20 protein-coding genes are annotated in these 24,699 nt (G+C 70.7%); 10 read left to right on the top strand and 10 right to left on the bottom strand.

Annotated features, from left to right (window positions below; all coding sequences use genetic code 11):
* The first annotated feature begins 100 nt into the window (after positions 1-100).
* Positions 101-1,057 (top strand): bifunctional riboflavin kinase/FAD synthetase, encoded by a 957-nt coding sequence (locus ACZ3I3_RS16145; RefSeq protein ID WP_467365548.1) that lies wholly within the window; start codon positions 101-103, stop codon positions 1,055-1,057.
* A gap of 13 nt (positions 1,058-1,070) precedes the next feature.
* Here ACZ3I3_RS16145 and ACZ3I3_RS16140 read toward each other — a convergent pair whose 3' ends face one another.
* Positions 1,071-1,688 (bottom strand): TetR/AcrR family transcriptional regulator C-terminal domain-containing protein, encoded by a 618-nt coding sequence (locus tag ACZ3I3_RS16140; RefSeq protein WP_467365940.1) that lies wholly within the window; start codon positions 1,686-1,688, stop codon positions 1,071-1,073.
* Between the two features lie 186 nt (positions 1,689-1,874).
* Here ACZ3I3_RS16140 and ACZ3I3_RS16135 point away from each other — a divergent pair, with 186 nt between their 5' ends.
* Entirely contained in the window at positions 1,875-2,585 is a 711-nt protein-coding gene (locus tag ACZ3I3_RS16135) for an NAD(P)-dependent oxidoreductase (protein ID WP_467365546.1), read from the top strand.
* 520 nt (positions 2,586-3,105) lie between these two features.
* Here ACZ3I3_RS16135 and ACZ3I3_RS16130 read toward each other — a convergent pair.
* From ACZ3I3_RS16130 to ACZ3I3_RS16100, 7 genes are all read right to left on the bottom strand, one after another.
* Positions 3,106-4,107 carry an oligopeptide/dipeptide ABC transporter ATP-binding protein gene (locus tag ACZ3I3_RS16130; RefSeq protein ID WP_467365544.1) on the bottom strand — a complete coding sequence of 334 codons (1,002 nt, stop codon included), beginning with the start codon at positions 4,105-4,107 and terminating at the stop codon, positions 3,106-3,108.
* Positions 4,104-5,174, bottom strand: a complete 1,071-nt coding sequence (locus tag ACZ3I3_RS16125; protein WP_467365542.1) for an ABC transporter ATP-binding protein — start codon at positions 5,172-5,174, stop codon at positions 4,104-4,106. The genes ACZ3I3_RS16130 and ACZ3I3_RS16125 overlap by 4 nt, the downstream gene beginning before the upstream one ends.
* Positions 5,120-6,034 carry an ABC transporter permease gene (locus tag ACZ3I3_RS16120; RefSeq protein WP_467365540.1) on the bottom strand — a complete coding sequence of 305 codons (915 nt, stop codon included), beginning with the start codon at positions 6,032-6,034 and terminating at the stop codon, positions 5,120-5,122. Before ACZ3I3_RS16120 ends, ACZ3I3_RS16125 begins: the two co-directional genes overlap by 55 nt.
* Entirely contained in the window at positions 6,031-7,077 is a 1,047-nt protein-coding gene (locus ACZ3I3_RS16115) for an ABC transporter permease (protein ID WP_467365539.1), read from the bottom strand. The genes ACZ3I3_RS16120 and ACZ3I3_RS16115 overlap by 4 nt, the downstream gene beginning before the upstream one ends.
* A gap of 19 nt (positions 7,078-7,096) precedes the next feature.
* Positions 7,097-8,950 (bottom strand): ABC transporter substrate-binding protein, encoded by a 1,854-nt coding sequence (locus tag ACZ3I3_RS16110; protein ID WP_467365537.1) that lies wholly within the window; start codon positions 8,948-8,950, stop codon positions 7,097-7,099.
* Between the two features lie 306 nt (positions 8,951-9,256).
* Positions 9,257-13,108 (bottom strand): SCO5717 family growth-regulating ATPase, encoded by a 3,852-nt coding sequence (locus ACZ3I3_RS16105; RefSeq protein WP_467365535.1) that lies wholly within the window; start codon positions 13,106-13,108, stop codon positions 9,257-9,259.
* A 452-nt stretch (positions 13,109-13,560) separates the two neighbouring features.
* Positions 13,561-13,863 (bottom strand): DUF397 domain-containing protein, encoded by a 303-nt coding sequence (locus ACZ3I3_RS16100; RefSeq protein ID WP_467365533.1) that lies wholly within the window; start codon positions 13,861-13,863, stop codon positions 13,561-13,563.
* Between the two features lie 293 nt (positions 13,864-14,156).
* On the opposite strand from ACZ3I3_RS16100, the gene rpsO reads away from it, so the two are divergent.
* The 5 genes from rpsO to ACZ3I3_RS16075 all read left to right on the top strand — a co-directional run bounded on the left by rpsO (position 14,157) and on the right by ACZ3I3_RS16075 (position 19,591).
* Positions 14,157-14,444 (top strand): 30S ribosomal protein S15, encoded by a 288-nt coding sequence (gene rpsO, locus ACZ3I3_RS16095; RefSeq protein WP_003993372.1) that lies wholly within the window; start codon positions 14,157-14,159, stop codon positions 14,442-14,444.
* A gap of 305 nt (positions 14,445-14,749) precedes the next feature.
* Positions 14,750-16,966, top strand: a complete 2,217-nt coding sequence (locus ACZ3I3_RS16090) for a polyribonucleotide nucleotidyltransferase (protein ID WP_399414837.1) — start codon at positions 14,750-14,752, stop codon at positions 16,964-16,966.
* Positions 16,963-18,342 carry a M16 family metallopeptidase gene (locus tag ACZ3I3_RS16085; RefSeq protein ID WP_467365530.1) on the top strand — a complete coding sequence of 460 codons (1,380 nt, stop codon included), beginning with the start codon at positions 16,963-16,965 and terminating at the stop codon, positions 18,340-18,342. The genes ACZ3I3_RS16090 and ACZ3I3_RS16085 overlap by 4 nt, the downstream gene beginning before the upstream one ends.
* A 27-nt stretch (positions 18,343-18,369) precedes the next feature.
* The gene (gene dapB / locus ACZ3I3_RS16080; RefSeq protein WP_274820191.1) at positions 18,370-19,122 is read left to right on the top strand and encodes a 4-hydroxy-tetrahydrodipicolinate reductase; all 753 of its coding nucleotides are present in this window, start codon (positions 18,370-18,372) and stop codon (positions 19,120-19,122) included.
* A 13-nt stretch (positions 19,123-19,135) separates the two neighbouring features.
* Positions 19,136-19,591 (top strand): tetratricopeptide repeat protein, encoded by a 456-nt coding sequence (locus ACZ3I3_RS16075; protein WP_467365528.1) that lies wholly within the window; start codon positions 19,136-19,138, stop codon positions 19,589-19,591.
* An 82-nt stretch (positions 19,592-19,673) separates the two neighbouring features.
* On the opposite strand, the gene ACZ3I3_RS16070 is transcribed toward ACZ3I3_RS16075, so the two are convergent.
* Entirely contained in the window at positions 19,674-20,228 is a 555-nt protein-coding gene (locus ACZ3I3_RS16070; RefSeq protein WP_467365526.1) for a hypothetical protein, read from the bottom strand.
* 112 nt (positions 20,229-20,340) lie between these two features.
* Positions 20,341-20,583: a hypothetical protein gene (locus tag ACZ3I3_RS16065; RefSeq protein ID WP_274820197.1), complete on the bottom strand. Its 243-nt coding sequence runs from the start codon at positions 20,581-20,583 to the stop codon at positions 20,341-20,343.
* A gap of 177 nt (positions 20,584-20,760) precedes the next feature.
* Here ACZ3I3_RS16065 and thyX point away from each other — a divergent pair, with 177 nt between their 5' ends.
* The 3 genes from thyX (at position 20,761) to ACZ3I3_RS16050 (ending at position 24,452) form a co-directional block, all read left to right on the top strand.
* Positions 20,761-21,501, top strand: coding sequence for an FAD-dependent thymidylate synthase (thyX, locus tag ACZ3I3_RS16060; RefSeq protein WP_279546991.1), 741 nt, complete (start codon positions 20,761-20,763; stop codon positions 21,499-21,501).
* Between the two features lie 211 nt (positions 21,502-21,712).
* On the top strand, positions 21,713-22,612 hold the full coding sequence (gene dapA, locus ACZ3I3_RS16055) for a 4-hydroxy-tetrahydrodipicolinate synthase (protein ID WP_467365524.1): 900 nt from the start codon (positions 21,713-21,715) through the stop codon (positions 22,610-22,612).
* A gap of 154 nt (positions 22,613-22,766) precedes the next feature.
* On the top strand, positions 22,767-24,452 hold the full coding sequence (locus ACZ3I3_RS16050) for a ribonuclease J (RefSeq protein WP_467365523.1): 1,686 nt from the start codon (positions 22,767-22,769) through the stop codon (positions 24,450-24,452).
* The last annotated feature ends 247 nt before the right edge of the window (positions 24,453-24,699 follow it).

The raw sequence follows: 24,699 nt of genomic DNA, 5'->3' as shown, positions 1-24,699 counted from the left end.
GGCCTGAGGCACCCGGCATGGCACCCTTAGACCTGCGTACGAGGCAACCAGCAACACCACGGACACGGGTTCGACGAGCTTTCGACAAGGAGCAGGCACAGTGCAGCGCTGGCGTGGCTTGGAGGACATCCCCCAGGACTGGGGGCGCAGCGTCGTCACCATCGGCTCCTACGACGGAGTCCACCGCGGACACCAGCTCATCATCCGGCATGCCGTGAACCGCGCCCGGGAGCTGGGCGTGCCCGCCGTCGTCGTCACCTTCGACCCGCATCCCAGCGAGGTCGTCCGCCCCGGCAGCCATCCGCCGCTGCTCGCCCCGCACCACCGCCGCGCCGAACTCATGGCCGATCTGGGTGTGGACGCCGTCCTGATCCTCCCGTTCACGACCGAGTTCTCGAAGCTGTCCCCGGCCGACTTCGTCGTCAAGGTGCTGGTCGACAAGCTGCACGCCAAGGCGGTCGTCGAGGGCCCCAACTTCCGCTTCGGCCACAAGGCCGCGGGCAACGTCGAGTTCCTCGCGGAGCAGGGCAAGATCTACGACTTCGAGGTCGAGGTCGTCGACCTGTACGTGACCGGCGAGGCGGGCGGCGGCGAGCCGTTCTCCTCGACGCTGACCCGGCGTCTGGTCGCCGAGGGCGACGTCCAGGGCGCCGCCGAGATCCTGGGCAGGCCGCACCGGGTGGAGGGCGTCGTCGTCCGGGGCGCCCAGCGCGGCCGCGAGATGGGCTTCCCGACCGCCAACGTCGAGACACTGCCGCACACCGCCATCCCCGCCGACGGTGTCTACGCCGGCTGGCTGCACGCCCAGGGCGAGGCGATGCCGGCCGCGATCTCCGTCGGCACGAACCCGCAGTTCGACGGCACCGAGCGCACGGTGGAGGCGTACGCCATCGACCGGGTGGGCCTCGACCTGTACGGCCTCCATGTCGCCGTCGACTTCCTGGCGTTCGTGCGGGGACAGGCCAGGTTCGACACACTGGACGCGCTGCTGGAGCAGATTGCCGAGGACGTCAAGCGCTGCCGGGAGCTGGTGGCGGCGGCCGAGCGGTCCGCCTGACGGCCCTGGCACATCAGGGCACTCGCTGTGCGCCGGCGGCCTCGTCCGGGTGGAGGGCGTCGAGGATGAGGGTGAGGCCGAAGGCGAACTCGCCGGCGTAGTCGTAGCCGGGCTTGAGGACGTGTTCGGTGGCCAGTTCGGTGAGGTGGGGGTAGGTGTCGGTGGGCATGTCGCGCAGGATGGCGCCCGCGACCTCGTCCAGCTCCGCCGCGCCCCTGAACGGCAGGCTCAGTTCCTGGAGCACGAACCCGTACAGGTAGCTGTCGATCAGCGAGACGGCGTGCGCGGTCATGGGGACGGAAAATCCCCCGGCGCGCAGCGTCCCGATGACGGCGTCGTGATGGCGCAGGGTCGCCGGGCCGGGCTGCGAGCGGGAGTCCATGAGCCCGACGGCCCAGGGGTGGCGCAGCAGAACGGCACGGGCGGAGTCCGCGCGGTGGCGCAGGGCGCTCTTCCAGTCCATCTCGCGCGGCGGCAGGTCGATCTCGCCGAACACGGCGTCCACCATGCCGTCGAGGATGTCTTCCCGGCCCGCGACGTGGTGGTAGAGCGACATCGCCTCGACGCCCAGCGGTTCGGCGATGGCCCGCATGGTGAGCGCGGCCGCTCCCTTCTCGTCCGCCACGGCCATCGCCGTGCGGATCACGCGCTCGCGACTGAGCGGGGTGCGCGCCGACGCCCCCCGCCGGCCCTTGTTTCCCTCGCCCACCCGGGGCCCTCCTTCTGACGTCCTCGTGCGCTCCCTTGACCGCCTTACGGCATAAGGCTAGCTTGCCTTACAACATAAGGTAGGCATCCCGGTGAAAGGGGCCGCGCCATGGACACGGATCGCGTGAAGAGGGTCTGCATCATCGGGGCTTCGGGGAAGCTCGGGCAGTACATGGTCGGCCACGCGCTGGAGCGCGGCTACGAGGTGGTCGGGGTGTGCCGGGAGCGCAGCGTGCCGAAGCTGGCCGCGTTCGAAGGCCGGATGACCGTCGTCCCCGGAGACACGAACGACCCGGAGGTGATCCGGCGGGCGGTCGCCGGGTGCGACGGCGTGCTGACGGTGCTGGTCCCGTGGGGTGTGCGGCAGTACGCGTCGGGCACGGCGCAGGCGGTGCTCGACCACGCACGGCCGGGCGCGCGCCTGGTCTTCTCCTGCGGCTGGCACATCACCCGCGACGGCAAGGACAGGTACTCACGGCTGTTCACCCTGGGCGTCCGGATCGCCACCGTGCTGGCCAAGCTCGTCCGCGCCGTCGAACTCGACGACCAGGTCGAGGCGTGCCGCCGGGTGTTCGCCAGCGACACCCGGTGGACCGTGGTGCGCGGCAGCTCCCTGGAGGAGGGCGAGAGCCAGGGCCTGCCCGTGTGGAGCAGGCACGTGGGCGACCCGGTACTGGCCGGCAACCTGACGCGCCGCGTGGACTTCGCGCTGTTCATGGTGGAAGCGCTCACCGACGACACACTCGTCCAGGAGGCCCCGGCGATCGTCGGCTGCAGGACCCCCAGCGCCCTCGCCCATGCCGGGGGGACGCGCGGCTAGAGCAGACGACCGTGCTCCGGAACGCGCGTCTCGCACCGATCACACAGCACCAGGAGGATCCGTCGGCTCTCACGCGGTGAGCCAACGGCACCGCACCGCTCGCAGGTGCCCTCACTGCGGTCAGCGAACGTTTCAGTCACAGCACTGACACGTGCGGACTCGGCATCCGTCCAGTTGCCGTCAGGCTTCCACGGCCGCGGAAACGCCTGGAAGGACAAAGACCCCCACTTCTGCTTCACGGCAAGAAGCTCATACTCCGGGAACTCCGCGACCACGGCCTGATGGCACTCAAGTACCAACAGACGCCAGCCAGGCCCCACGTCGAAGTCATACGAGGGGTCTCGCAGGTGTCGCCTCACCGGCTCCAGTACGTCGCCCGAAGCCGGGGAAGTCCCAGCCATCCCGCCCCCTCACGCAGCAATGACCCCGATCCTACGATCCACGGCTCGCGCGACGTGATCCACAAGAGAAGCCCTGGCCGGGCGACACAGTGAGCCGGGAGGTCCCGCCCGGTTTCCCCTCAGCGTGTCGCCCAGTGGCATGCCACCTGGGCCGTGCCGCTGCCGTCGAGAATCTCCGGATCCTGGTTGCGGCACGCGTCCGCGACGCCTGCCCGGTCCGCCTCGCCGCTCGCGAGGATCTGGCAGCGGGCGTGGAAACGGCAGCCGGACGGCACCCGCGACGGGTCCGGCGGCTCGCCGGTGAGGACCACCGGGTCGCCGGGTGCCTCCGGCAGCACCGACAGCAGGGCCTGCGTGTACGGGTGACGGGGCGCGGTCAGGACCTGCTCCACCGCGCCCGTCTCCACGATCCGGCCCAGATACATCACGGCGACCCGGTCCGCGATGTTCCAGGCCAGCCCCAGGTCGTGCGTGACGACCAGCGCGGACAGGCCCAGCTCCGTGCGCAGCCGCAGCAGCAGGGCGAGGATCTCGCCGCGCACGGAGGCGTCGAGGGACGCCACCGGCTCGTCGGCGACGAGGAGGTCGGGTTCCAGGACGAGCGCGCCCGCGATGACGACCCGCTGGCGCTGCCCGCCGGACAGTTCGTGCGGATAGCGCAGGAAGAAGCGTTCCGGTGGCCGCAGCCCGGCCCGTGAGAGGGCCTCGGCGACCGCCGCCCGCTCGTCACCGCCGTACCCGTGGATGCGCAGACCCTCGGCGACCGCGTCGTACACCGTGTGCCGGGGGTTGAGCGAGCCGCTCGGGTCCTGGAGGACCAGCTGGACGCGCTTGCGGTAGGCCTTGAGGGACCGGCCGGAGTACGCCAGCGGGCGGCCGTCGAACGTGACCCGGCCCGAGGTCGGCTCGACCAGGCCCAGCAGACAGCGGGCCAGGGTCGTCTTTCCGCAGCCGGATTCGCCGACCAGCGCGACGATCTCGCCGGGCCGGATGTCGAGGTCGACCCCGTCCACCGCGCGGGCCCAGGGGCCGCCGTGCCGGCCGGGGAAGGTGACGTGCAGGCCCTGGGCGCTCAGCAGGGGCGCCGTGGTGACCTCGGGGGCCGTGGGGGACGTGGTCATGGCGTACTCGGCCTCGCTTCTTCCATGGCGTCCGGATCCTCGCGGGCCTCGCGGAGCTCCTGAGCCGGCGACCCGACCAGGACGCACGCCGCCCGGCGCTCCGGCCCCGCCTCGGCAAGCACCGGGTCCTCCTCCGGGCACGACTCCAGCGCCACCGGGCACCGCGGATGGAACGTACAGCCGGACGGCAGCGCCGCCGGGTCGGGCGGGTCGCCCGCCAGCCCCTGCGGCGCGAACCGGGAGGACGGGTCGCCGATGCGCGGGAACGCGGCCGACAGGGCCCTGGCGTACGGGTGCCGGGCGTCCTCGTACACCTGCCGGGCCGGGCCCTCCTCGACGACCCGGCCCGCGTACATCACCGCCAGCCGGTCACAGGTGTCGGCGAGGACCGCCAGGTCGTGGCTGATCATGATCAGGCCCAGGGCCTGGTCCGCGACGAGCTGCTCGATGAGCCGGAGGATCTGGGCCTGGATCATCACGTCGAGCGCGGTGGTCGGCTCGTCGGCGATGATCAGCCGCGGATCGCAGGCCAGCGCCATGGCGATCATGACGCGCTGCCGCTGCCCGCCGGACAGCTCGTGCGGGTAGGCGTCCGCGCGGGCGGCGGGCAGGCCGACGTGCTCCAGCAGCTCCCCGGTCTTCTTCTTCGCCCCGGCCGGGGTCGCCTTCTTGTGCAGCAGGATCGGCTCGGCGATCTGGTCGCCGATGCGGTGCACGGCGTTCAGGGAGTGCATCGCGCCCTGGAACACGACCGAGGCGCCGGCCCAGCGGACCGCCCGCACCCGGCCCCACTTCATCGTCAGCACGTCCTCGCCGTCGAGCATGACCTCACCCGTGATGCGGGTCCCGGCGGGCAGCAGCCGCAGCAGGGCCAGTGCCAGCGTGGACTTGCCGCAGCCGGACTCCCCGGCGAGGCCGAGCTTCTGCCCGGCGTCCAGGCGCAGGTCCACCCCGCGCACGGCCGCGGCCCCGCCCGGGTACGTCACCGTCAGGTCCCTGACGTCCAGCAGCGTCACCGCGACACCCCCAGCCTGGGGTTGAGGACGGACTCCACGGCCCGCCCGCACAGCGTGAACGCCAGCGCCACCACGGCGATGGCGATGCCCGGCGGCACCAGGTACCACCAGTCCCCGGCACTGACCGCGCCCGCCTCGCGCGCGTCCTGGAGCAGCCCGCCCCACGACACGACCGTCGGGTCGCCGAGCCCGAGGAAGGCGAGGGTCGCCTCGGCGAGGATGGCCGAGGAGATGATCAGGGTCGTCTGGGCCAGCACCAGCGGCATCACATTGGGCAGGACGTGCCTCGACATGACGTGCCAGTGCCCGCCGCCCAGCGCCCTCGCCCGCTCGATGTACGGCCGGGTCTCCACAGCGAGGGTCTGCGCGCGCACCAGGCGGGCCGTGGTCGGCCAGGTCGTGACGCCGATCGCCACGACGGTCGTGGTCAGCGAGCGGGACATCACGGTGGCCAGGGCGATCGCCAGCACCAGCGTCGGCATGACCAGGAACCAGTCGGTGATCCGCATCATGACGGTCGCGTACCAGCCCTTGAAGTGCCCCGCCGTGACCCCGATCAGCGTGCCGATCGCCACCGACAGCACGGCCGCGAGCAGCCCGACCAGCAGCGACACCCGCGAACCCCAGACCAGCAGGCCCAGCAGGTCCCGCCCGAACTGGTCCGTGCCGAGCGGGAACTCCGCGCTCGGGCTCTGCATCGGACGCCCCGGCGCGCCGGTCACACTGCTCATGTCGGAGCCCACGAACAGCGGCGCGAACAGCGCCAGCAGCGCGCACAGGGCGAGTGCGGTCAGGCCGTACAGCCCCGCCCGCTCGGAGCGGTACTGCCGCCAGAAGCGCGCGACGGAGGCCCGGCGCCGCTGCCGGGCGAGGGCGCGCGGACCCATGCCCGTGCCGGTCGTCGTCGTCATCGGGCCACCCGGGGGTCGAGCAGGGGATACACCAGGTCGGCGAGGGTGTTCATCAGGATCACCGCGGCGGCGAACACGAAGAACAGCCCCTGCACCAGCGGCAGGTCGGGCACGCTCAGCGCCTGGTAGAACAGCCCGCCGAGCCCGGGCCAGGAGAACACCGTCTCGACGAGGATCACGCCCGCCACCGTCCGGCCGAGGTTGATGAAGATCAGCGTGACGGTCGGCAGCAGCGCGTTGGGCACGGCATGCCGACGCCGTACGAGGTCGTCGCGCAGCCCCTTGGCCCGCGCGGTCGTCAGATAGTCGCTGCCCATCTCGTCCAGCAGCGCCGACCGCGTGACCAGCAGCGTCTGCCCGTACTCCACGGCCACCAGCGTCACCACCGGCAGCACCAGATGGTGCGCCACATCGACGACGTACGCGAAGCCCTCCTCGCCGCCCGACTCCATGCCGCCGGTGGGGAACATGCCCGGGACCGGGCCGATGCCCACCGCCAGCACGATGATCAGCAGCAGCCCGAGCCAGAAGGACGGGATGGAGTACAGCGTCAGCGCGAGGCCGGTGTTGATCCGGTCGCCGAGCCCGCCGCGCCGCCACGCCGAGCGGGTGCCGAGGAAGATGCCCAGCGCGGTGTAGAGGACGAAGGCGGTCCCGGTCAGCAGCAGGGTGTTCGGCAGCGCCTCGGTGATCTTGTCGACGACCGGGGCCCGGAACTGGTACGACGTCCCGAAGTCGCCGGTGAGCGCCTTGCCGCAGTAGTCCGTGAACTGCCGCCACAGCGGCAGGTCGAGCCCGAACTCCTCGCGATAGGCGGCCAGCTGCTCGGCCGAGACCTGACGGCCGCCCGTCATGGTCTTCACCGGGTCGCCGGGGATCAGCCGGAAGAGGAAGAAGCTGGTGACCAGCACGGCCAGCAGCGAGACGGCCGCGCCCGCCACCTTGCCCGCGAGGTACCGCGGGTACGCGGAGCTCTTGCGTACCCGCGCCCCGGCCACCGCGTGCTTGTCCTCGACCAGCGCGGGTGTCGCGTCAGCGGTCATGAGTGTCCGTGTCCCCGCTCTACTCGCGGTCCTCGGCGGTGGAGCGCCGCCGCATCGCCGCGAAGACGCCGAGCCCGGCGAGGACCACGACACCTCCGACGATCCCGGCCACGACCCCCGCCGACGACGCGTTGTCCGACGAGCCACTGGACTCCGCAGGGATCGCCGACCACCAGCTCCAGTAGCCGTCCTGGCCGTAGATGTTCCCCGCCTTCGCCGGCATGGTCGTGATGGACTCGATCTGGTCCGTTCGGTAGGCCTCGACCGCGTTCGGATACGCCATGACGTTCATGTACCCGAGGTCGTACAGCCGCGACTCCATCTGCTTGACGATGTCCGCCCGTTTGGCGGGGTCGTACTCGGCGAGCTGCCGGGCGTAGAGCTCGTCGTACTTCTTGTCGCAGATGAAGTTGTCGGTCGCGCCCGTCTCCTCCGGGGTCGCCGGGAGCGCGCCGCAGGTGTGGATGGACAGCACGAAGTCCGGGTCGGGGTTGACCGACCAGCCGTCGAAGGCCAGGTCGTACTTGCCGGCGAGCCAGGGGTCGGTCACGTTGTCCAGGCAGTTGAGCTGGACGCCGATGCCGAGCTCGCCCCACCACTCCTGGAGGTACTTGCCGATCGCCTTGTCGTTCGGGTCGGTGGCGTGGCACAGGACCCGGTAGGTGATGGGCTTGCCGTCCTTGCCGACGCGCTTGCCGTCGCCGTTCTTCCTGTAACCCGCCCGGTCGAGCATCCGGGCCGCCTCGGCCGGGTCGTACGTCAGCTTCTGGCCGCCCGACGGCTTCCAGAAGTACTGCGAGAAGCGCGGCGGGATGTAGCCCTCGCCCTCGACGGCGTGTCCCTGGAACACCTTGTCGATGACGGCCTTGCGGTCGACGGCCTTGAACAGCGCGTTGCGCACCCGCTGGTCCAGCAGGGACGGGTGGCCGTCGCCGAACTTCTTGCCGTTCTTCGCCTTCGCGCCCGGGTTGGTCGCGAGGGCGTAGAAACGACGGCCGGGGGCGTCGTTGACCTTGATGTTCTCCGCGCCCTGAAGGGAGGCCGCCTGAGCGGGCGTCAGGGACGGCGAACCGGCGACGAACGAGACCTCGCCCTTGCGCAGCGCCGACACCGCCGCGTCCTGGTCCTTGTAGTAGCGGAAGACCAGCTCGTCGAACTTCGGCGACCCGCGCCAGAACCTCTTGTTGGCCTTGAGCCGGACGTAGCTGTCGGCTTTGTACCCGGTCAGCACGAACGGCCCGTTGCCCACCACCGGGAAGCTCTTGTCGTTGTTGAACTCGGAGAAGTCCGAGACCTTCTCCCACACGTGCTTCGGCACGATCGGCACATCGAGCGCCGTCATCGTGGCCTGCGGCTTCTTCAGCTCGATGACCAGCTTGGTCGGGCTGGGCGCCGTCACCTTCCGGAAGTTGCCGACATAGCTGCCGTTCGCCGTGGCCGCGCCGGAGTCGGTCATCATCTTGTTGAACGTCCACGCCGCGTCCTCGGCCGTGGCCTGCTTGCCGTCGGACCACTTGGAGTTCGAGCGGATCGTGTACGTCCAGGTCAGCTTGTCCGGCGACGGCTCCCACTTGGTGGCCAGGCCCGGGATGGCGTGGTTGTCCTTGGGGTCGTAGTTCGTCAGGTACTCGTACACCAGCCGGTGAATGCTCGTACTGAGCAGCCGGACCGCGAGGAACGGGCTGAGCGAGTCCACGCTCTGCGCCACCGCGACGGTCAGCGTCTTCTTGCCGTCGTCGGCCGCCCGGGCCTGCCGGGGCGCCGGGTCGAGCGGGGTCGCGAGACCGGCGGTGAGGGTGAGCGCCGCCGCACCGGCCACGGCGACGAGCCCGAGGCCGCGCGGGAGGCTGCGTGTCTGATCTTTCGTGCCCATGGTCGGACCTCGCGTCATCGCTCGGACGGGAAGGACGGGTTGATCAGCAGTCAGTGGATGCTGAGTGTGTATCAGCGGCCGTCTCCACCCGTCAACGGCACGTTCACCCCTTGTGGCCTGCGGAAATAACGAATTGGCGAGCTTTTCACGGCCATTGGTCGAGACCACTGACGCGCCCCAGGCCAGGGCCTGGCAACGGATTTCGCCCCGGACGGCCCCGGAACGCACGGCGGCCCGCGCCGAGTCGGAACGGCGCGGGCCGGAAAGGGGATCGGCCCCTCGAAAGGGGCCGATCGGGTGAGGCGATTACTGCGTCGGGGGCGGGGGCGGCGGCGTCTGACCCTGCCCGTCGGGCTGCCCGGGGTGACCGGGGCCGGGGTGGCCGGGCTGTCCCGGCTGCGGGTAGCCGTAGCCCGGCTGCGGAGGGGCGGCCGGAGGCTGCCCGGGCTGGGGCTGCTGGGGGTACGGCTGCCCGGGCTGGCCCTGCTGCGCCTGCTGCGGGTACGGCGGCTGGCCCGCCGCCTGCGGATACGGCTGCTGCCCCGGCTGGGGGTAGGGCTGGCCGGGCTGGGGGTACGGCTGTCCCGGCTGCTGCGGGTAGGGCTGCCCCGGCTGCTGGGGGTACGGACCAGGCTGCTGCGGGTACGGCTGTCCCGGCTGCTGCTGTCCGGGGTACGGAGGCTGGCCGGGGACCGGCTGGCCCGGGACCTGCTGGCCGGGCAGCGGCGGGGCGGCCACCGGCGGCGGGTTGCCGTCGGAGGTCCACAGGCCGTGCGCCTGCTGGTGGCGGGTGAAGTCCTCGGCGACCATCGCCGCGAGGTTGAAGTACGCCTCCCGCACCTTCGGCCGCATCATGTCGAGGTCGACCTCGGCACCGGCGGCGAGATGCTCGTCGAACGGCACGACGATGACGCCCCGGCAGCGCGTCTCGAAGTGCGACACGATGTCGTCGACCTTGATCATCTTGCCGGTCTCGCGCACACCGGAGATGACGGTGATGGACCGCGAGACGAGATCGGCGTACCCGTGCGCCGACAGCCAGTCCAGCGTCGTACTCGCGCTGCTCGCACCGTCCACCGACGGCGTCGAGATGATGATGAGCTGGTCGGCGAGGTCCAGCACACCGCGCATGGCGCTGTAGAGCAGACCTGTACCGGAGTCGGTGAGGATCACCGGGTACTGCTTGCCCAGCACGTCGATCGCGCGCCGGTAGTCCTCGTCGTTGAACGTCGTGGACACGGCCGGGTCGACGTCGTTGGCGATGATCTCCAGGCCCGACGGCGCCTGGGACGTGAACCGCCGGATGTCCATGTACGAGTTGAGGTGCGGGATCGCCTGGACGAGATCACGGATGGTGGCCCCGGTCTCGCGCCGCACGCGACGCCCCAGGGTTCCAGCATCCGGGTTGGCGTCGATCGCGAGGATCTTGTCCTGCCGCTCGGTGGCGAGCGTGGAGCCGAGCGCGGTGGTCGTGGTCGTCTTGCCGACACCACCCTTGAGGCTGATCACGGCGATCCGGTAGCAGGAGAGCACGGGCGTGCGGATCAGCTCCAGCTTCCGCTGCCGCTCGGCCTCCTCCTTCTTCCCACCGATCTTGAACCGGCCGCCACCGGCCACCGGACGGCTGCTCTTCGCCTTCTGCTTCTTGCTGTTGAGCAACCGGTCGGACGACAGCTCGACGGCAGCGGTGTAACCGAGCGGCGCGGCCCCCGGGTTGGTCGGCTGCCGCTGGTCGTGCTGCATGGGCTGCGGCCATGCGGCCCCGGTCCGCGGGTCCACGGGCTGCTGAGGCGGCTGCCCCTCGGGCTGCGGCTGGCCCTGCGGGGGCACGCCGGGGTGGGGGAAGCCGTATCCCTGCGGATGGGGAGCGGCCGGTGCGGGCGCGCCGGGCTGCGGGAAGCCGTAGCCGTCCTGCGCGTTGGGCGCGGGGGCGGGCGGGGTGTTGGGCTGCTGGGCGGGGGGCTGCGCGGCCGGCGGCTGCTGTGCGGCCGGGGGTTGGGTGGGCGCGCCGGGGTGGGGGAAGCCGTAACCGGCTTGGGGGTTGGGCCCGGGCTGCGGGAAGCCGTAGCCGTCCTGCGTGTTCGGGGCAGGGGTGGGCGGGGTGTTGGGCTGCTGGGCCGGCGGCTGTTGTGCGGCTGGGGGCTGAGCAGGGGCGCCGGGGCGCGGGAAGCCGTAGCCGTCCTGCGTGTTCGGGGCAGGGGTGGGGGGCGTGTTGGGCTGCTGGGCCGGCGGTTGCTGTGCGGCCGGGGGCTGGGCGGGAGCGCCCGGTTGCGGGAAGCCGTAGCCGCCCTGGCCGTCGGGTGCGGCCGGGGCCGGAGCCCCCGGCTGCGGGAAGCCATAGGCGCCGGGCTGCGGTCCGGGCTGGGCGGACGGCTGGCTCGGCGGCGGCGTCGGTGCGGCCGGCGGGTTCCAGGCGGCGGGCGCGGGCTGCGGCGCCTGCGGCTGGAACGGCGGCTGCCCCTGCGCGGGAGCGTTCGGGTCCGTGGGCTGTGCTTGGGGCTGAGCCTGAGGCTGGGCCTGCGGCTGTGCGGGCCACTGGCTGGCCGGGGCCGGGGCGGCCGGCTGATACGACGGCGGCAGCGGCGGCATGGCCTGCGGCGCCGGGGGAGTCCAGGCGGGCTGGGCGTCGGCCGGGCCCGGCACGGCGGCGTCCTGCGGAGCGGCGTCCTCGGGAGCGGCGTCGGCGGGCACGGCGTCGGTGGGCTCGGGGCCCACGGGTGGGGCGTCGGTGGGCGGGGTGTCTGCGGGCTGTGCGTCGGCCGGCTCGGGAGCAGCCGGGACCTCCTCCGCAGGCACTGCGTCGGCCGGGACCTCGTCGACAGGCACCGCATCCGCCGGAGCCTCGTCCGCAGGCACCGCATCCGCGGGCGCGGAGTCCTCAGGCTCGGCATCCTGCGGCACGGCCGCGCCCGTCTCCGCCTCCGGAGCCGCTTCCTCCGCAGCCGCAGCCGCAGCCGCGTCCTCGGGGGCTTCCTCTTCCGGTGCGGTCACCGCAGCATCAGCATCCTCGCTGTCGGCGTCGTCGGAAGCCGGACCGTCCACACCGGGTGCGTCGGCCACGTCAACCGCGACGGCCGTGTCGGAGGAGACGTCCTCATCGGCGTCGGCCTCGTCCTCGGCGTGACTGGGAGCGTCCTCGACGTCACCGCCGGACTCCTCACCCGGCTCCGCCCCGTCGCCCGGGCCGGAAGCGACGGCGAAACCGTCCTCGTCCCCGCCCTTGTCCTCGTCCTGGTCGTCGTCGGCCGACTCCAGCCGTGCCTCGACCTCGGCGGCACGCTCCTCGATCTCCCGCTTCAGGGCGACGGCGGAGAACCGCATCGTGGCACCGCTCTCCAGGTCACCGCTCTCCGGCTCCGCCTCCTCGGAAGCCGGAGCGGCAGGAGCGGCAGGAGCAGCAGCCGAAGCCTCGGGAGTGGCCGGAGCAGCCGGGGGCTCCGACCCCTCCGACGGAGCGGCCGGCGCCCACTGCGCCTGATACCCGCCGGCGGGGATGTTCGGCACGGCCGTAGGAGAGGCCGGATCCGCCGCAGGCGTCTCGGTCCGTCCCTGCGGCTCGAACCCCACCGGAAGCCAGGGCACGGCAGTCGGCCCTCCGGCAGACGACCCCGCAGCAGGCGCGGGCGGCGTGAAGGGCGTACCCGGAGCGGGTGCGGGAGGAGCGGGAGGCGTGAACGGAGCGCCCGGGGCAGGCGGCGGCGCGGGCGGAGTGAAAGGCGCCCCTGGAGTCGGAGAAGGAGCCGGAGAAGGAGCCGACACCGGAGCCGAGCCGGCGGCCTGCCCCTGTCCCTGCCCGTGTCCGTGCCCGTGTCCTGGCCCCTGCCCCTGCCTCGGAATGGACGCCGCCGCACCGGAAGGATTGGCATGCGGCGGGGGAGTGAGCCCCGGCAGCGGCGGAACCGGCCCACTCGGCCCACCGGAACCCCCACGCGCCCCGGAACTCCCGGAACCCCCGGGCGCCCCGGAAGCACTGGAGTCCTCGGACGTACCCGCCCCCTGCCCCGAGCTGGAGCCCCCCGAGGCGTTCTGCGTGTACCAGGCCGGCGGCGCGTAGTCGATGGTGAACTCGCCCGTCACCTCTGCCGCGGACTCCGCGTCGGGCTGGTCATCGCCGGGTGTCGCCCAGCCCCCGCGGTTCCCGTCCCGATCGCTGCTCACAGTGTTCCTCCTGGTTGGTCGAGCACCCTCATGCCGTGCTGGGGCGACCCTTGCTTGTCGTCCGACGTCGTACGAAGTCGTTCTGAGGCGTAAGAAGGGGTCGTCCGAGGTCGTCCGAAACCAAGCTCCCCCGCTCTCCCCCTGGGACGCTCACGCCTACTCACGGGTTCTGGCGTCGCGCCCGGTCCCAGCCTAATCACCACAAGCCCCGCCTCGGCAGGCCCGTCCACCCCCGAGCACCTGTCCGTCGTGTCACAACCTGCCCAGAAGCTGCCCGGAAGTGACGTACAGAGCACACACTTTGGTGAACAATCAGGGCGAGTACGGTGAAGAACCGCGAACCATCTTGCGTTACCGCACATGAAGAAGCGCGACGAGGGACGGCCGGCCACCGGCCCGCCCCGCCCTCGTCGCGCTCCGCACAACTACCGCAACTACCGCAGCTACCGCGACTACTGCACGGACTCCGCCTGCGAGCCCCCGTTGTGCGACCGCGGCTCCAGATCGAACTCCCCGTCCCGCGCTCCCAGTACGAACGCCCGCCACTCCGCCTCGGTGTAGCGCAGCACCGTGTCCGGGTCGAGCGAGGACCGCATCGCCACCGCCCCCTCGGGCAGGTACGCGATCTCGACCCGCTCCTCGTGCTCCTCGGTGCCCGGCGCGCAGTGCCACTCGACACCGGAGATGTCGAGGGCGTAGAGCTCGTCCCGCTCCCGCTCCTTGCGTGCCTTGATCTCCTCAGCCGTCTCCGCCATGCCGTAGCGACCCCTTCCCGACGTACCGGTTCCGAACGTCCGGATGCCGTACGAACGATCCGAACCTGCTCACCCTAGTGGCGCGGGCCGCCCCGTCCGGCAGGTTCGGGGACCAGCGCGAAGACGGCCCTGACCGCCTGGTACCCTGGTCGACGGCCGTTTGTGTACGCACCCCCGGAGCTCACCGCTCTGGAGGCCGCGCCCAGCGGATCCCCGCCTCCCGAGTAACGGAAGCTCCCCCGAGACACAGACCGGGGGCACTCGGTGGCCATCACAGACTACGAGGAGTACGCGTGCCGCTCGACGCCGCTACGAAGAAGCAGATCATCACCGAGTTCGGCCAGAAGGAGGGCGACACCGGCTCCCCCGAGGTCCAGGTCGCCATGCTCTCGCGCCGCATCTCCGACCTGACTGAGCACCTCAAGACCCACAAGCACGACCACCACTCCCGCCGTGGTCTGCTGATCCTGGTCGGTCAGCGCCGCCGGCTGCTGCAGTACCTGGCGAAGAAGGACATCCAGCGCTTCCGTGCGCTGGTCGACCGCCTCGGCATCCGCCGTGGTGCGGCGGGCGCCAAGTAAGACGCCGTGAAGGGAGCGGTTCCCGGCAGGAAAGGGGACCGCTCCCTTTGCTGTACGTGCGGAGTGTCACCGCTGCTTTGTAGTGTGGTAGCACAACGCAATACGGACGACACAGCACGACAAGAAGAAGAGGGGAAGCGCGCCTAGCCGCCGCCGGTCCTCGGTAGTGGCCCCCGGGGGGAAGCGAGCCCCGGGTGCTTCGATCGAAGACCGGCCCGCACAGCACGGAGCGCTTCTCCGCCACCGTCCCCCTGCCACACGGGCAGCCCGGGACAAAAGACGACAAAGTAACGGAGAAAACGCTAGTGGAGAACGAGACCCACTACGCCGAGGCCGTCATCGACAACGGCACCTTCGGCACCCGCACCATCCGCTTCGAGACGGGCCGCCTGGCCAAGCAGGCCGCCGGCTCCGCCGTGGCGTACCTGGACGACGACACCATGGTGCTGTCGGCCACCACCGCCTCCAAGAACCCCAAGGACCAGCTCGACTTCTTCCCCCTCACGGTGGACGTCGAGGAGCGGATGTACGCCGCCGGCAAGATCCCCGGCAGCTTCTTCCGCCGTGAGGGCCGCCCCTCTGAGGACGCGATCCTCACCTGCCGCCTGATCGACCGCCCGCTGCGCCCGTCCTTCAAGAAGGGCCTGCGCAACGAGATCCAGGTCGTCGCCACGATCATGGCGCTCAACCCCGACCACCTGTACGACGTGGTGGCGATCAACGCCGCCTCCGCGTCCACGCAGCTGGCCGGCCTGCCCTTCTCCGGCCCGATCGGCGGCGTCCGCGTCGCGCTGATCAACGGCCAGTGGGTGGCCTTCCCGACGCACACCGAGCTCGAGGACGCCGTCTTCGACATGGTCGTCGCGGGCCGCGTCCTGGAGGACGGCGACGTCGCGATCATGATGGTCGAGGCCGAGGCCACCGAGAAGACCATCCAGCTGGTCAAGGGCGGCGCCGAGGCGCCGACCGAGGAGGTCGTCGCCGCCGGTCTGGACGCCGCGAAGCCCTTCATCAAGGTCCTGTGCAAGGCGCAGTCGGACCTCGCCTCCAAGGCCGCCAAGCCGACCGGCGAGTTCCCGATCTTCCTGGACTACCAGGACGACGTCCTCGAGGCGCTCACCGCCGCCGTCAAGCCCGAGCTCGCCCAGGCGCTCACCATCGCCGGCAAGCAGGAGCGCGAGGCCGAGCTGGACCGCGTCAAGCAGCTCGCCGCCGAGAAGCTCCTGCCGGAGTTCGAGGGCCGCGAGAAGGAGATCTCCGCCGCGTACCGCTCGCTGACCAAGACCCTGGTCCGGGAGCGCGTCATCAAGGAGAAGAAGCGCATCGACGGCCGCGGTGTCACCGACATCCGCACGCTGGCCGCCGAGGTCGAGGCGATCCCGCGGGTCCACGGCTCCGCGGTGTTCGAGCGTGGCGAGACCCAGATCCTGGGCGTCACCACCCTGAACATGCTCCGCATGGAGCAGCAGCTGGACACGCTGTCGCCGGTGACCCGCAAGCGCTACATGCACAACTACAACTTCCCGCCGTACTCCACCGGCGAGACCGGCCGCGTCGGCTCCCCGAAGCGCCGCGAGATCGGCCACGGCGCCCTCGCCGAGCGCGCCCTGATCCCGGTCCTGCCGACGCGCGAGGAGTTCCCCTACGCGATCCGCCAGGTCTCCGAGGCGCTCAGCTCGAACGGCTCGACCTCCATGGGCTCGGTCTGCGCCTCCACCATGTCGCTGCTGAACGCCGGTGTGCCGCTGAAGGCCCCCGTCGCCGGTATCGCCATGGGCCTGATCTCCCAGGAGATCGAGGGCGAGACGCACTACGTCACCCTCACCGACATCCTCGGTGCGGAGGACGCCTTCGGCGACATGGACTTCAAGGTCGCCGGCACCAAGGAGTTCGTGACCGCCCTCCAGCTCGACACCAAGCTGGACGGCATCCCCGCCTCCGTCCTGGCCGCCGCCCTCAAGCAGGCCCGTGACGCCCGCCTCCACATCCTCGACGTGATGATGGAAGCGATCGACACGCCGGACGAGATGTCCCCGAACGCCCCGCGGATCATCACCGTCAAGATCCCCGTGGACAAGATCGGCGAGGTCATCGGCCCCAAGGGCAAGATGATCAACCAGATCCAGGAGGACACCGGCGCCGACATCACGATCGAGGACGACGGCACGATCTACATCGGCGCCGTCGACGGCCCGTCCGCCGAGGCCGCCCGTACGACGATCAACGGCATCGCCAACCCGACGATGCCCGAGGTCGGCGAGCGCTACCTGGGCACGGTCGTGAAGACGACCACCTTCGGCGCGTTCGTGTCGCTGCTCCCGGGCAAGGACGGTCTGCTGCACATCTCGCAGATCCGCAAGCTCGCCGGCGGCAAGCGCGTGGAGAACGTCGAGGACGTCCTCGGCGTCGGCGCGAAGGTCCAGGTGGAGATCGCCGAGATCGACTCGCGCGGCAAGCTCTCCCTCATCCCCGTGATCGAGGGCGAAGGCGACGACGACAAGAAGGACGACACCGACCAGTGACGTCGACCAGCTCGACGGCGACGGCCCGCACCTCCTCGGAGGCGCGGGCCGTCGCCCGTACCCAAACCCTGATCAAGGGCACCAACGGCATCGGCGTCGTCCGCAAGACCACCCTCCCCGGTGGCCTGCGCATCGTCACCGAGACCCTCCCCTCGGTCCGCTCGGCCACCTTCGGCATCTGGGCCCACGTCGGCTCCCGCGACGAGACGCCCGCGCTCAACGGAGCCACGCACTACCTCGAGCACCTGCTCTTCAAGGGCACGAACCGCAGGTCCGCCATGGACATCTCCTCCGCCATCGACGCGGTCGGCGGCGAGATGAACGCGTTCACGGCGAAGGAGTACACGTGCTACTACGCGCGCGTGCTCGACACCGACCTGCCGCTCGCCATCGACGTCGTCAGCGACATGCTGACCGGCTCACTCATCCTCGAAGAGGACGTCGACGTCGAGCGCGGCGCCATCCTCGAAGAGATCGCCATGACCGAGGACGACCCGGGCGACTGCGTGCACGACCTGTTCGCGCACACGATGTTCGGCGACAACCCCCTCGGCCGCCCGGTCCTCGGCACGGTCGCCACGGTCAACGCCCTGACCGCCGACCGCATCCGCCGCTTCTACAAGAAGCACTACGACCCGACCCACCTCGTGGTCGCGTGCGCCGGCAACATCGACCACGCCCAGGTCGTACGCCAGGTCCGCGCCGCCTTCGAGAAGGCCGGCGCCTTCAAGGAAGCCGTCGCCGAGCCCGTCGCCCCGCGCAGCGGCCGGCGCGCCCTGCGGACCGCCGGCCGGGTCGAGCTGATCGACCGCAAGACCGAGCAGGCCCATGTCGTGCTCGGCATGCCGGGCCTGTCCCGCACGGACGAGCGCCGCTGGGCCCTGGGCGTGCTGAACACCGCCCTCGGCGGCGGCATGTCGTCCCGCCTCTTCCAGGAGGTCCGCGAGAAGCGCGGCCTGGCCTACAGCGTGTACTCGTACACCTCGGGCTTCGCCGACTGCGGCCTGTTCGGCGTGTACGCGGGGTGCAGGCCGTCGCAGGTGCACGACGTGCTGAAGATCTGCCGCGACGAACTCGACCACGTCGCCGAGCACGGCCTCTCGGACGACGAGATCGGGCGCGCGATCGGCCAGCTCCAGGGCTCCACGGTCCTCGGCCTGGAGGACACCGGTGCGCTGATGAACCGTATCGGCAAGAGCGAGCTGTGCTGGGGCGAGCAGATGTCCGTCGACGACATGCTGGCGCGGATAACCTCGGTCACCCCGGACGACGTCCGCTCGGTCGCCCGCGAGATCCTGGGACGGCGGCCCTCCCTGTCGGTCATCGGCCCGCTGAAGGACAAACAGGCGGCCCGCCTGCACGACGCCGTCGCCTGACAACCCCTGGTGAAGGAAGCACAAGAGATGAGCAAGCTGCGCGTGGCGGTCCTCGGCGCCAAGGGCCGGATCGGCTCGGAGGCGGTCCGAGCCGTCGAGGCCGCCGAGGACATGGAACTGGTCGCCGCGCTGAGCCGCGGCGACAAGCTGGAGACGCTGGCCGAGACCGGCGCCCAGGTCGCCGTCGAACTGACCACGCCCGACTCGGTCATGGCCAACCTCGACTACTGCGTACGCCACGGCATCCACGCGGTCGTCGGCACCACAGGCTGGACCGACGAGCGCCTCGCGCAGCTGAAGGGCTGGCTGGAGCAGTCCCCGGAGACCGGCGTGCTCATCGCGCCGAACTTCTCCATCGGGGCCGTTCTGACCATGAAGTTCGCGCAGATCGCCGCCCCGTACTTCGAGTCCGTCGAGGTCGTCGAGCTGCACCACCCGAACAAGGTGGACGCCCCTTCCGGCACCGCCACGCGCACTGCCCAGCTCATCGCCGAGGCCCGCCGCAACGCGGGCTCCGCCCCGGCCCCGGACGCCACGGCCACCGCCCTGGACGGTGCCCGCGGCGCCGACGTCGACGGCGTCCCGGTCCACGCCGTCCGGCTGCGCGGCCTGCTCGCCCACCAGGAGGTCCTGCTCGGCGCGGAGGGCGAGACCCTGACGGTCCGGCACGACTCGCTGCACCACAGCAGCTTCATGCCGGGCATCCTGCTCGGCGCCCGCCGTGTGGGGAGCGTCCCGGGCCTGACCTTCGGCCTGGAACACTTCCTGGACCTGAGCTGAGCACCTGACCGTCATGCGCGCGAAGCTCACCTACGCCCTCACGGCCGCCGTCCTGGTCGTCTACTTCGTCCTGGTCGGCAGCCGAGGCGTCCTGCTCATCGAGACCGGCACGCCCCTCACCGTCACCTTCGGCGTCGCGGTGCTGATCCTGCCGGCCATCGGCCTGTGGTTCCTGTGGAAGAACACCCAGTTCGTCCGCAGGGCCAACGCCCTCGCCGCCGAACTCGACGCCGAGGGCGGCCTGCCCGTCGACGAACTGAAGCGCACGCCCAGCGGGCGGATCGACCGGGACTCGGCCGACGAGGTCTTCGCCAAGCGCAAGGCCGAGACGGAGGCCGCCCCCGACGACTGGCGCACCTGGTTCCGCCTCGCCGTCGCCTACCACGACGCCCGCGACACCCCGCGCGCCCGCAAGGCGATGCAACGCGCGATCGCCCTGCACGACGGCAAGCAGCCCGAGGCGGCCTGAGCCGGACCCCGCTCATGCCGGAGGGGCCGGACCGTTCGCGGTCCGGCCCCTCCGGCATGAGAATCCGGGGTCACCCGGGACGTCAGTGCGGGCGGTACTCGTCGGCCCACGCCTCGATGGAGTCCGCCGCCCGGTCGAAGGCCTCCACCCGGCCCAGGAAGTCCGCGTTGTGCGTCGTCAGCAGCGCCGGCCCACCGTCGGGCGACTGCCCCCGTCGGACGACCAGCAGCGCCTGCCCCTGCACCGTCCGGGGCAGCCCCAGCCAGCGCACCGGCTGCTGCACCGTCCGCACGGCGGCGACCTGCTCCCAGGACGCCGTACGTGTGGTGAGGAAGCCCACGTGCCGCAGCCCGCGCGCGCTCACCCACACACCCACGCGCAGCAGCCGCAGCGCCCCGGCGATGACCAGCAGCGCGAGCCCGAAGACCACACCGGCCGAGGCCGGTTCGGCCGTCGCCGCGATGATGACCGCCGCGAACAGCACGAACGAGGCGAGCAGCAGCGCCAGCGCGGCCGCCGCCACCCGCCAGGGGCCGGGCCGGTACGGCCGCCGCCAGCGGTCACGGTCGTCGTAGGGCAGCGGAATGTCGTCCGTCGCCTCGAAAACGCGGTCGGCCGTCAGGAAGGGCAGGGGCACGGCTGGTCCTCACTCGATCCATGCGTGGGCTGTGCCCGGTGAGGCTACCGATCTGTGTCCCCGGTCACCACTGGCGGGGGGCCGGATGGAGTCATCGCCGGTCTGCGGCGGCTCAGTTCTTCTGCGACGCCTGCGACTGCTGGGGCTGTGAGCCCGGGTTGTCGCCCGTCGACAGCGCGGGCGTCCCGATGACCAGGGAACCCACGAGCCCCGCCACGATGGTCAGACCCAGCAGCCAGCGCCCGGCCATCTGGCCGACGGACAGCCGCTCACGCGGTGGGGGAGTGACATTACTGCGGAACCTGTCGGCCTCAGCAACAAAGGCAAACGGTACGGGTTCACGCCGACCGAACATCAGGGGTGCTTCTCCCTTCGGGGATGGAACGAATCACTCTCGTCCCTAAAGACGAACGAACTCCCTCAGTGGTGCCCTGTTTCACCGACTTCATTGCGGCACGCCACCGATCGCACGGATTCCGCCGGGCCGTAGAGTGGCGTCGCCACACGACGAGATGGGAAGGCCCTGCCAACCGTGACCGACACCCCCGCCGACGACCCCAAGCCCAGCTACCGCAGCGATGTGACCGTCGAGCTGGTCAAGCACACCGCGTCCGACGCGGACGTCCTGTTCGCCGCCCGCGTCTCGACCCTCGGCGAGCAGTCCCTGGACGAGCTGAACAAGGACCCCGAGCGCTCCAAGGGCCTGATCAACTACCTGATGCGGGACCGGCACGGCAGCCCCTTCGAGCACAACTCGATGACCTTCTTCATCAGCGCCCCGATCTTCGTCTTCCGCGAGTTCATGCGGCACCGCGTCGGCTGGTCGTACAACGAGGAGAGCGGCCGCTACCGCGAGCTCCAGCCGGTCTTCTACGTCCCCGACGAGTCCCGCAAGCTCGTCCAGGAGGGCCGTCCCGGCAAGTACGTCTTCGTCGAGGGCACCCAGGCCCAGCAGGAGCTCGTCGGCCGCGTGATGGAGGACTCCTACCGTCAGGCGTACGAGGCCTACCAGGAGATGCTCGCCGCCGGTGTCGCCCGCGAGGTCGCCCGCGCGGTCCTCCCGGTCGGCCTGTACTCCTCGATGTACGCCACCTGCAACGCCCGCTCGCTGATGCACTTCCTCGGCCTGCGCACCCAGCACGAGCTGGCCAAGGTCCCGTCCTTCCCGCAGCGCGAGATCGAGATGGTCGGGGAGAAGATGGAGGCCGAGTGGGCCCGGCTCATGCCGCTCACCTACGCGGCCTTCAACGCGAACGGACGCGTGGCGCCCTGACGCGCCCCGGTTCCCCGATCAGGTACAGATGTACGGTTCAGCCGCACGAAGTGTCCGTATTGCGGCATTTCGAGAAGTTCATCTAGCCTGATCAAACGGGTCCGGCACTGCTTGAACCCCCGAGCAGGCAGTGCCGGGCTCCACCTTTGTCACGACTTGTCGCCTCCCCCTAGGGCAGACCCGGTCCTGAGCAACGAGTAGCGTGTAACCCATGGCTCCGACCTCCACTCCGCAGACCCCCTTCGGGCGGGTCCTCACCGCCATGGTCACGCCCTTCAAGGCGGACGGCGCACTCGACCTCGACGGCGCGCAGCGGCTCGCCACCCACCTGGTGGACGCAGGCAACGACGGCCTGGTCATCAACGGCACCACGGGCGAGTCGCCGACGACCAGCGATGCGGAGAAAAGGGACCTCGTACGGGCGGTCCTGGAGGCGGTCGGCGACCGTGCCCATGTGGTGGCCGGGGTCGGCACCAACGACACCCACCACAGCATCGAACTCGCCCGCGCGGCGGAGCGCACCGGCGCACACGGCCTGCTCGTCGTGACCCCGTACTACAACAAGCCCCCGCAAGAGGGCCTCTACCGGCACTTCACGGCCATCGCCGACGCCACCGAGCTGCCGGTCATGCTCTACGACATCCCCGGCCGCAGCGGCGTGCCGATCAACACGGAGACGCTCGTCCGCCTCGCCGGGCACCCCCGGATCGTCGCCAACAAGGACGCCAAGGGCGACCTGGGCCGGGCGAGCTGGGCCATCGCCCGCTCCGGCCTCGCCTGGTACTCCGGCGACGACATGCTGAACCTGCCCCTGCTCTCCGTGGGCGCGGTCGGCTTCGTCTCCGTCGTCGGCCACGTGGTCACCCCCGAGCTGCGCGCCCTCGTCGACGCGTACACCTCGGGCGATGTCCAGAAGGCCACCGAGATCCACCAGAAGCTGCTCTCGGTCTACACGGGCATGTTCCGCACCCAGGGCGTGATGACGACCAAGGCGGCGCTCGCCCTGAAGGGCCTGCCCGGCGGGCCCCTGCGCGCCCCCATGGTCGAGTGCGCGCCCGAGGAGATCGAGCAACTCAAGATCGATCTTGCCGCCGGCGGGGTACAGCTCTGACATCAGACTTCGCGCGGCCCCCCGCGCAACGGCTTCACAACTGAATAAGCGGGCCACCGGTGCCCGCACCACCCATACGACAACTGCTTCTGCACGAACGTCATGCGCGCCACGTGCCCTACCGGTACGTGGCGTGTGTGGTGAGGAGAGTCTTTTGAGTCATCCGCATCCCGAACTCAGCCCGCCGCCGCCGCTCCCTGAAGGCGGACTGCGGGTCACCCCGCTCGGTGGCCTCGGCGAAATCGGCCGGAACATGACGGTCTTCGAGTACGGCGGCCGCCTGCTGATCGTCGACTGCGGAGTGCTCTTCCCCGAGGAGGAGCAGCCCGGAATCGACCTGATCCTGCCGGACTTCTCGTCCATCAGGGACCGCCTCGACGACATCGAGGGCATCGTCCTCACACACGGCCACGAGGACCACATCGGTGGCGTCCCCTATCTCCTGCGCGAGAAGCCGGACATCCCGCTGATCGGCTCCAAGCTGACCCTCGCCCTCATCGAGGCCAAGCTCCAGGAGCACCGCATCCGCCCGTACACCCTCGAGGTGGTGGAAGGACACCGCGAGCGCATCGGCCCGTTCGACTGCGAGTTCGTCGCGGTCAACCACTCCATCCCGGACGCGCTGGCCGTCGCCATCCGCACCCCCGCGGGCATGGTGGTCCACACCGGCGACTTCAAGATGGACCAGCTCCCGCTGGACAGCCGCCTCACGGACCTCCACGCATTCGCACGCCTGAGCGAGGAGGGCATCGACCTCCTGCTCTCGGACTCGACGAACGCCGAGGTCCCGGGCTTCGTCCCGCCCGAGCGGGAGATCTCCAACGTCCTGCGCCAGGTCTTCGCCGGCGCCCGCAAGCGCATCATCGTCGCGAGCTTCGCCAGCCACGTCCACCGCATCCAGCAGATCCTGGACGCGGCGCACGAGTACGGCCGCCGCGTCGCCTTCGTCGGGCGCTCCATGGTCCGCAACATGGGCATCGCGCGCGACCTGGGCTACCTGAAGGTCCCCCCGGGCCTGGTCGTGGACGTCAAGACGCTCGACGATCTCCCGGACAGCGAGGTGGTCCTCGTCTGCACGGGCTCCCAGGGCGAACCCATGGCGGCCCTGTCGAGGATGGCCAACAGGGACCACCAGATCCGCATCGTCCAGGGCGACACGGTGATCCTGGCGTCGTCCCTGATCCCCGGCAACGAGAACGCGGTCTACCGCGTGATCAACGGCCTCACCCGCTGGGGCGCCAACGTGGTCCACAAGGGCAACGCCAAGGTCCACGTCTCCGGCCATGCCTCCGCGGGCGAGCTGCTGTACTTCTACAACATCTGCCGCCCGAAGAACCTGATGCCGGTGCACGGCGAATGGCGCCACCTGCGTGCCAACGCCGAGCTGGGCGCCCTGACCGGCGTCCCGCACGACCGCATCGTCATCGCCGAGGACGGCGTCGCCGTCGACCTCGTCGAGGGCAAGGCCAAGATCTCCGGCAAGGTCCAGGCGGGTTACGTCTACGTCGACGGCCTCTCGGTCGGTGACGTGGGGGAGCCGGCCCTCAAGGACCGCAAGATCCTCGGCGACGAGGGCATCATCTCGGTCTTCGTCGTCATGGACTCGTCCACCGGGAAGATCACCGGTGGCCCGCACATCCAGGCCCGCGGCTCCGGCATCGAGGACTCCGCCTTCGGCGACGTGATTCCCCGGGTCACGGAGGTACTCGAACGCTCCGCCCAGGACGGCGTGGTCGAACCCCACCAGCTGCAGCAGCTCGTTCGCCGCACGCTGGGCAAGTGGGTCTCGGACACCTACCGGCGCCGGCCGATGATCCTGCCTGTGGTCGTGGAGGTCTGACGGTCCGTCGGGCCTGAACAGGCGCCAACTGGGAGCGGGGCTCCTCGATTTGCATCGAGGAGCCCCGCTCCAGTAGGTTTACAACTCCTTCCGAAGGGGCACCCGGCCGACTCAGGCACGGGAACCATGCCCGGCCGAGGAGGGAAATCCGACTCAGAACTTCTGATAAAGTCGGAGCCGCCGGAAAGGGAAACGCGGAAGCGGAAACCTGGAAAGCACCGAGGAAATCGGGTCGAGAAAAGATCTG

It is taken from the genome of Streptomyces sp. NPDC016851 (assembly GCF_055562795.1).
This window is presented reverse-complemented; position numbering and strand designations above follow the sequence as displayed.

Bases quoted from the DNA above. Each gene is read 5' to 3' on its own strand.
- ACZ3I3_RS16140 (WP_467365940.1), bottom strand. From the start codon at position 1,688: ATGGCCGTGGCGGACGAGAAGGGAGCGGCCGCGCTCACCATGCGGGCC.
- ACZ3I3_RS16135 (WP_467365546.1), top strand. From the start codon at position 1,875: ATGGACACGGATCGCGTGAAGAGGGTCTGCATCATCGGGGCTTCGGGG.
- ACZ3I3_RS16130 (WP_467365544.1), bottom strand. From the start codon at position 4,107: ATGACCACGTCCCCCACGGCCCCCGAGGTCACCACGGCGCCCCTGCTG.
- ACZ3I3_RS16120 (WP_467365540.1), bottom strand. From the start codon at position 6,034: ATGACGACGACGACCGGCACGGGCATGGGTCCGCGCGCCCTCGCCCGG.
- ACZ3I3_RS16115 (WP_467365539.1), bottom strand. From the start codon at position 7,077: ATGACCGCTGACGCGACACCCGCGCTGGTCGAGGACAAGCACGCGGTG.
- ACZ3I3_RS16110 (WP_467365537.1), bottom strand. From the start codon at position 8,950: ATGGGCACGAAAGATCAGACACGCAGCCTCCCGCGCGGCCTCGGGCTC.
- ACZ3I3_RS16100 (WP_467365533.1), bottom strand. From the start codon at position 13,863: ATGGCGGAGACGGCTGAGGAGATCAAGGCACGCAAGGAGCGGGAGCGG.
- dapB (WP_274820191.1), top strand. From the start codon at position 18,370: ATGAGCAAGCTGCGCGTGGCGGTCCTCGGCGCCAAGGGCCGGATCGGC.
- ACZ3I3_RS16075 (WP_467365528.1), top strand. From the start codon at position 19,136: ATGCGCGCGAAGCTCACCTACGCCCTCACGGCCGCCGTCCTGGTCGTC.
- ACZ3I3_RS16065 (WP_274820197.1), bottom strand. From the start codon at position 20,583: ATGTTCGGTCGGCGTGAACCCGTACCGTTTGCCTTTGTTGCTGAGGCC.
- dapA (WP_467365524.1), top strand. From the start codon at position 21,713: ATGGCTCCGACCTCCACTCCGCAGACCCCCTTCGGGCGGGTCCTCACC.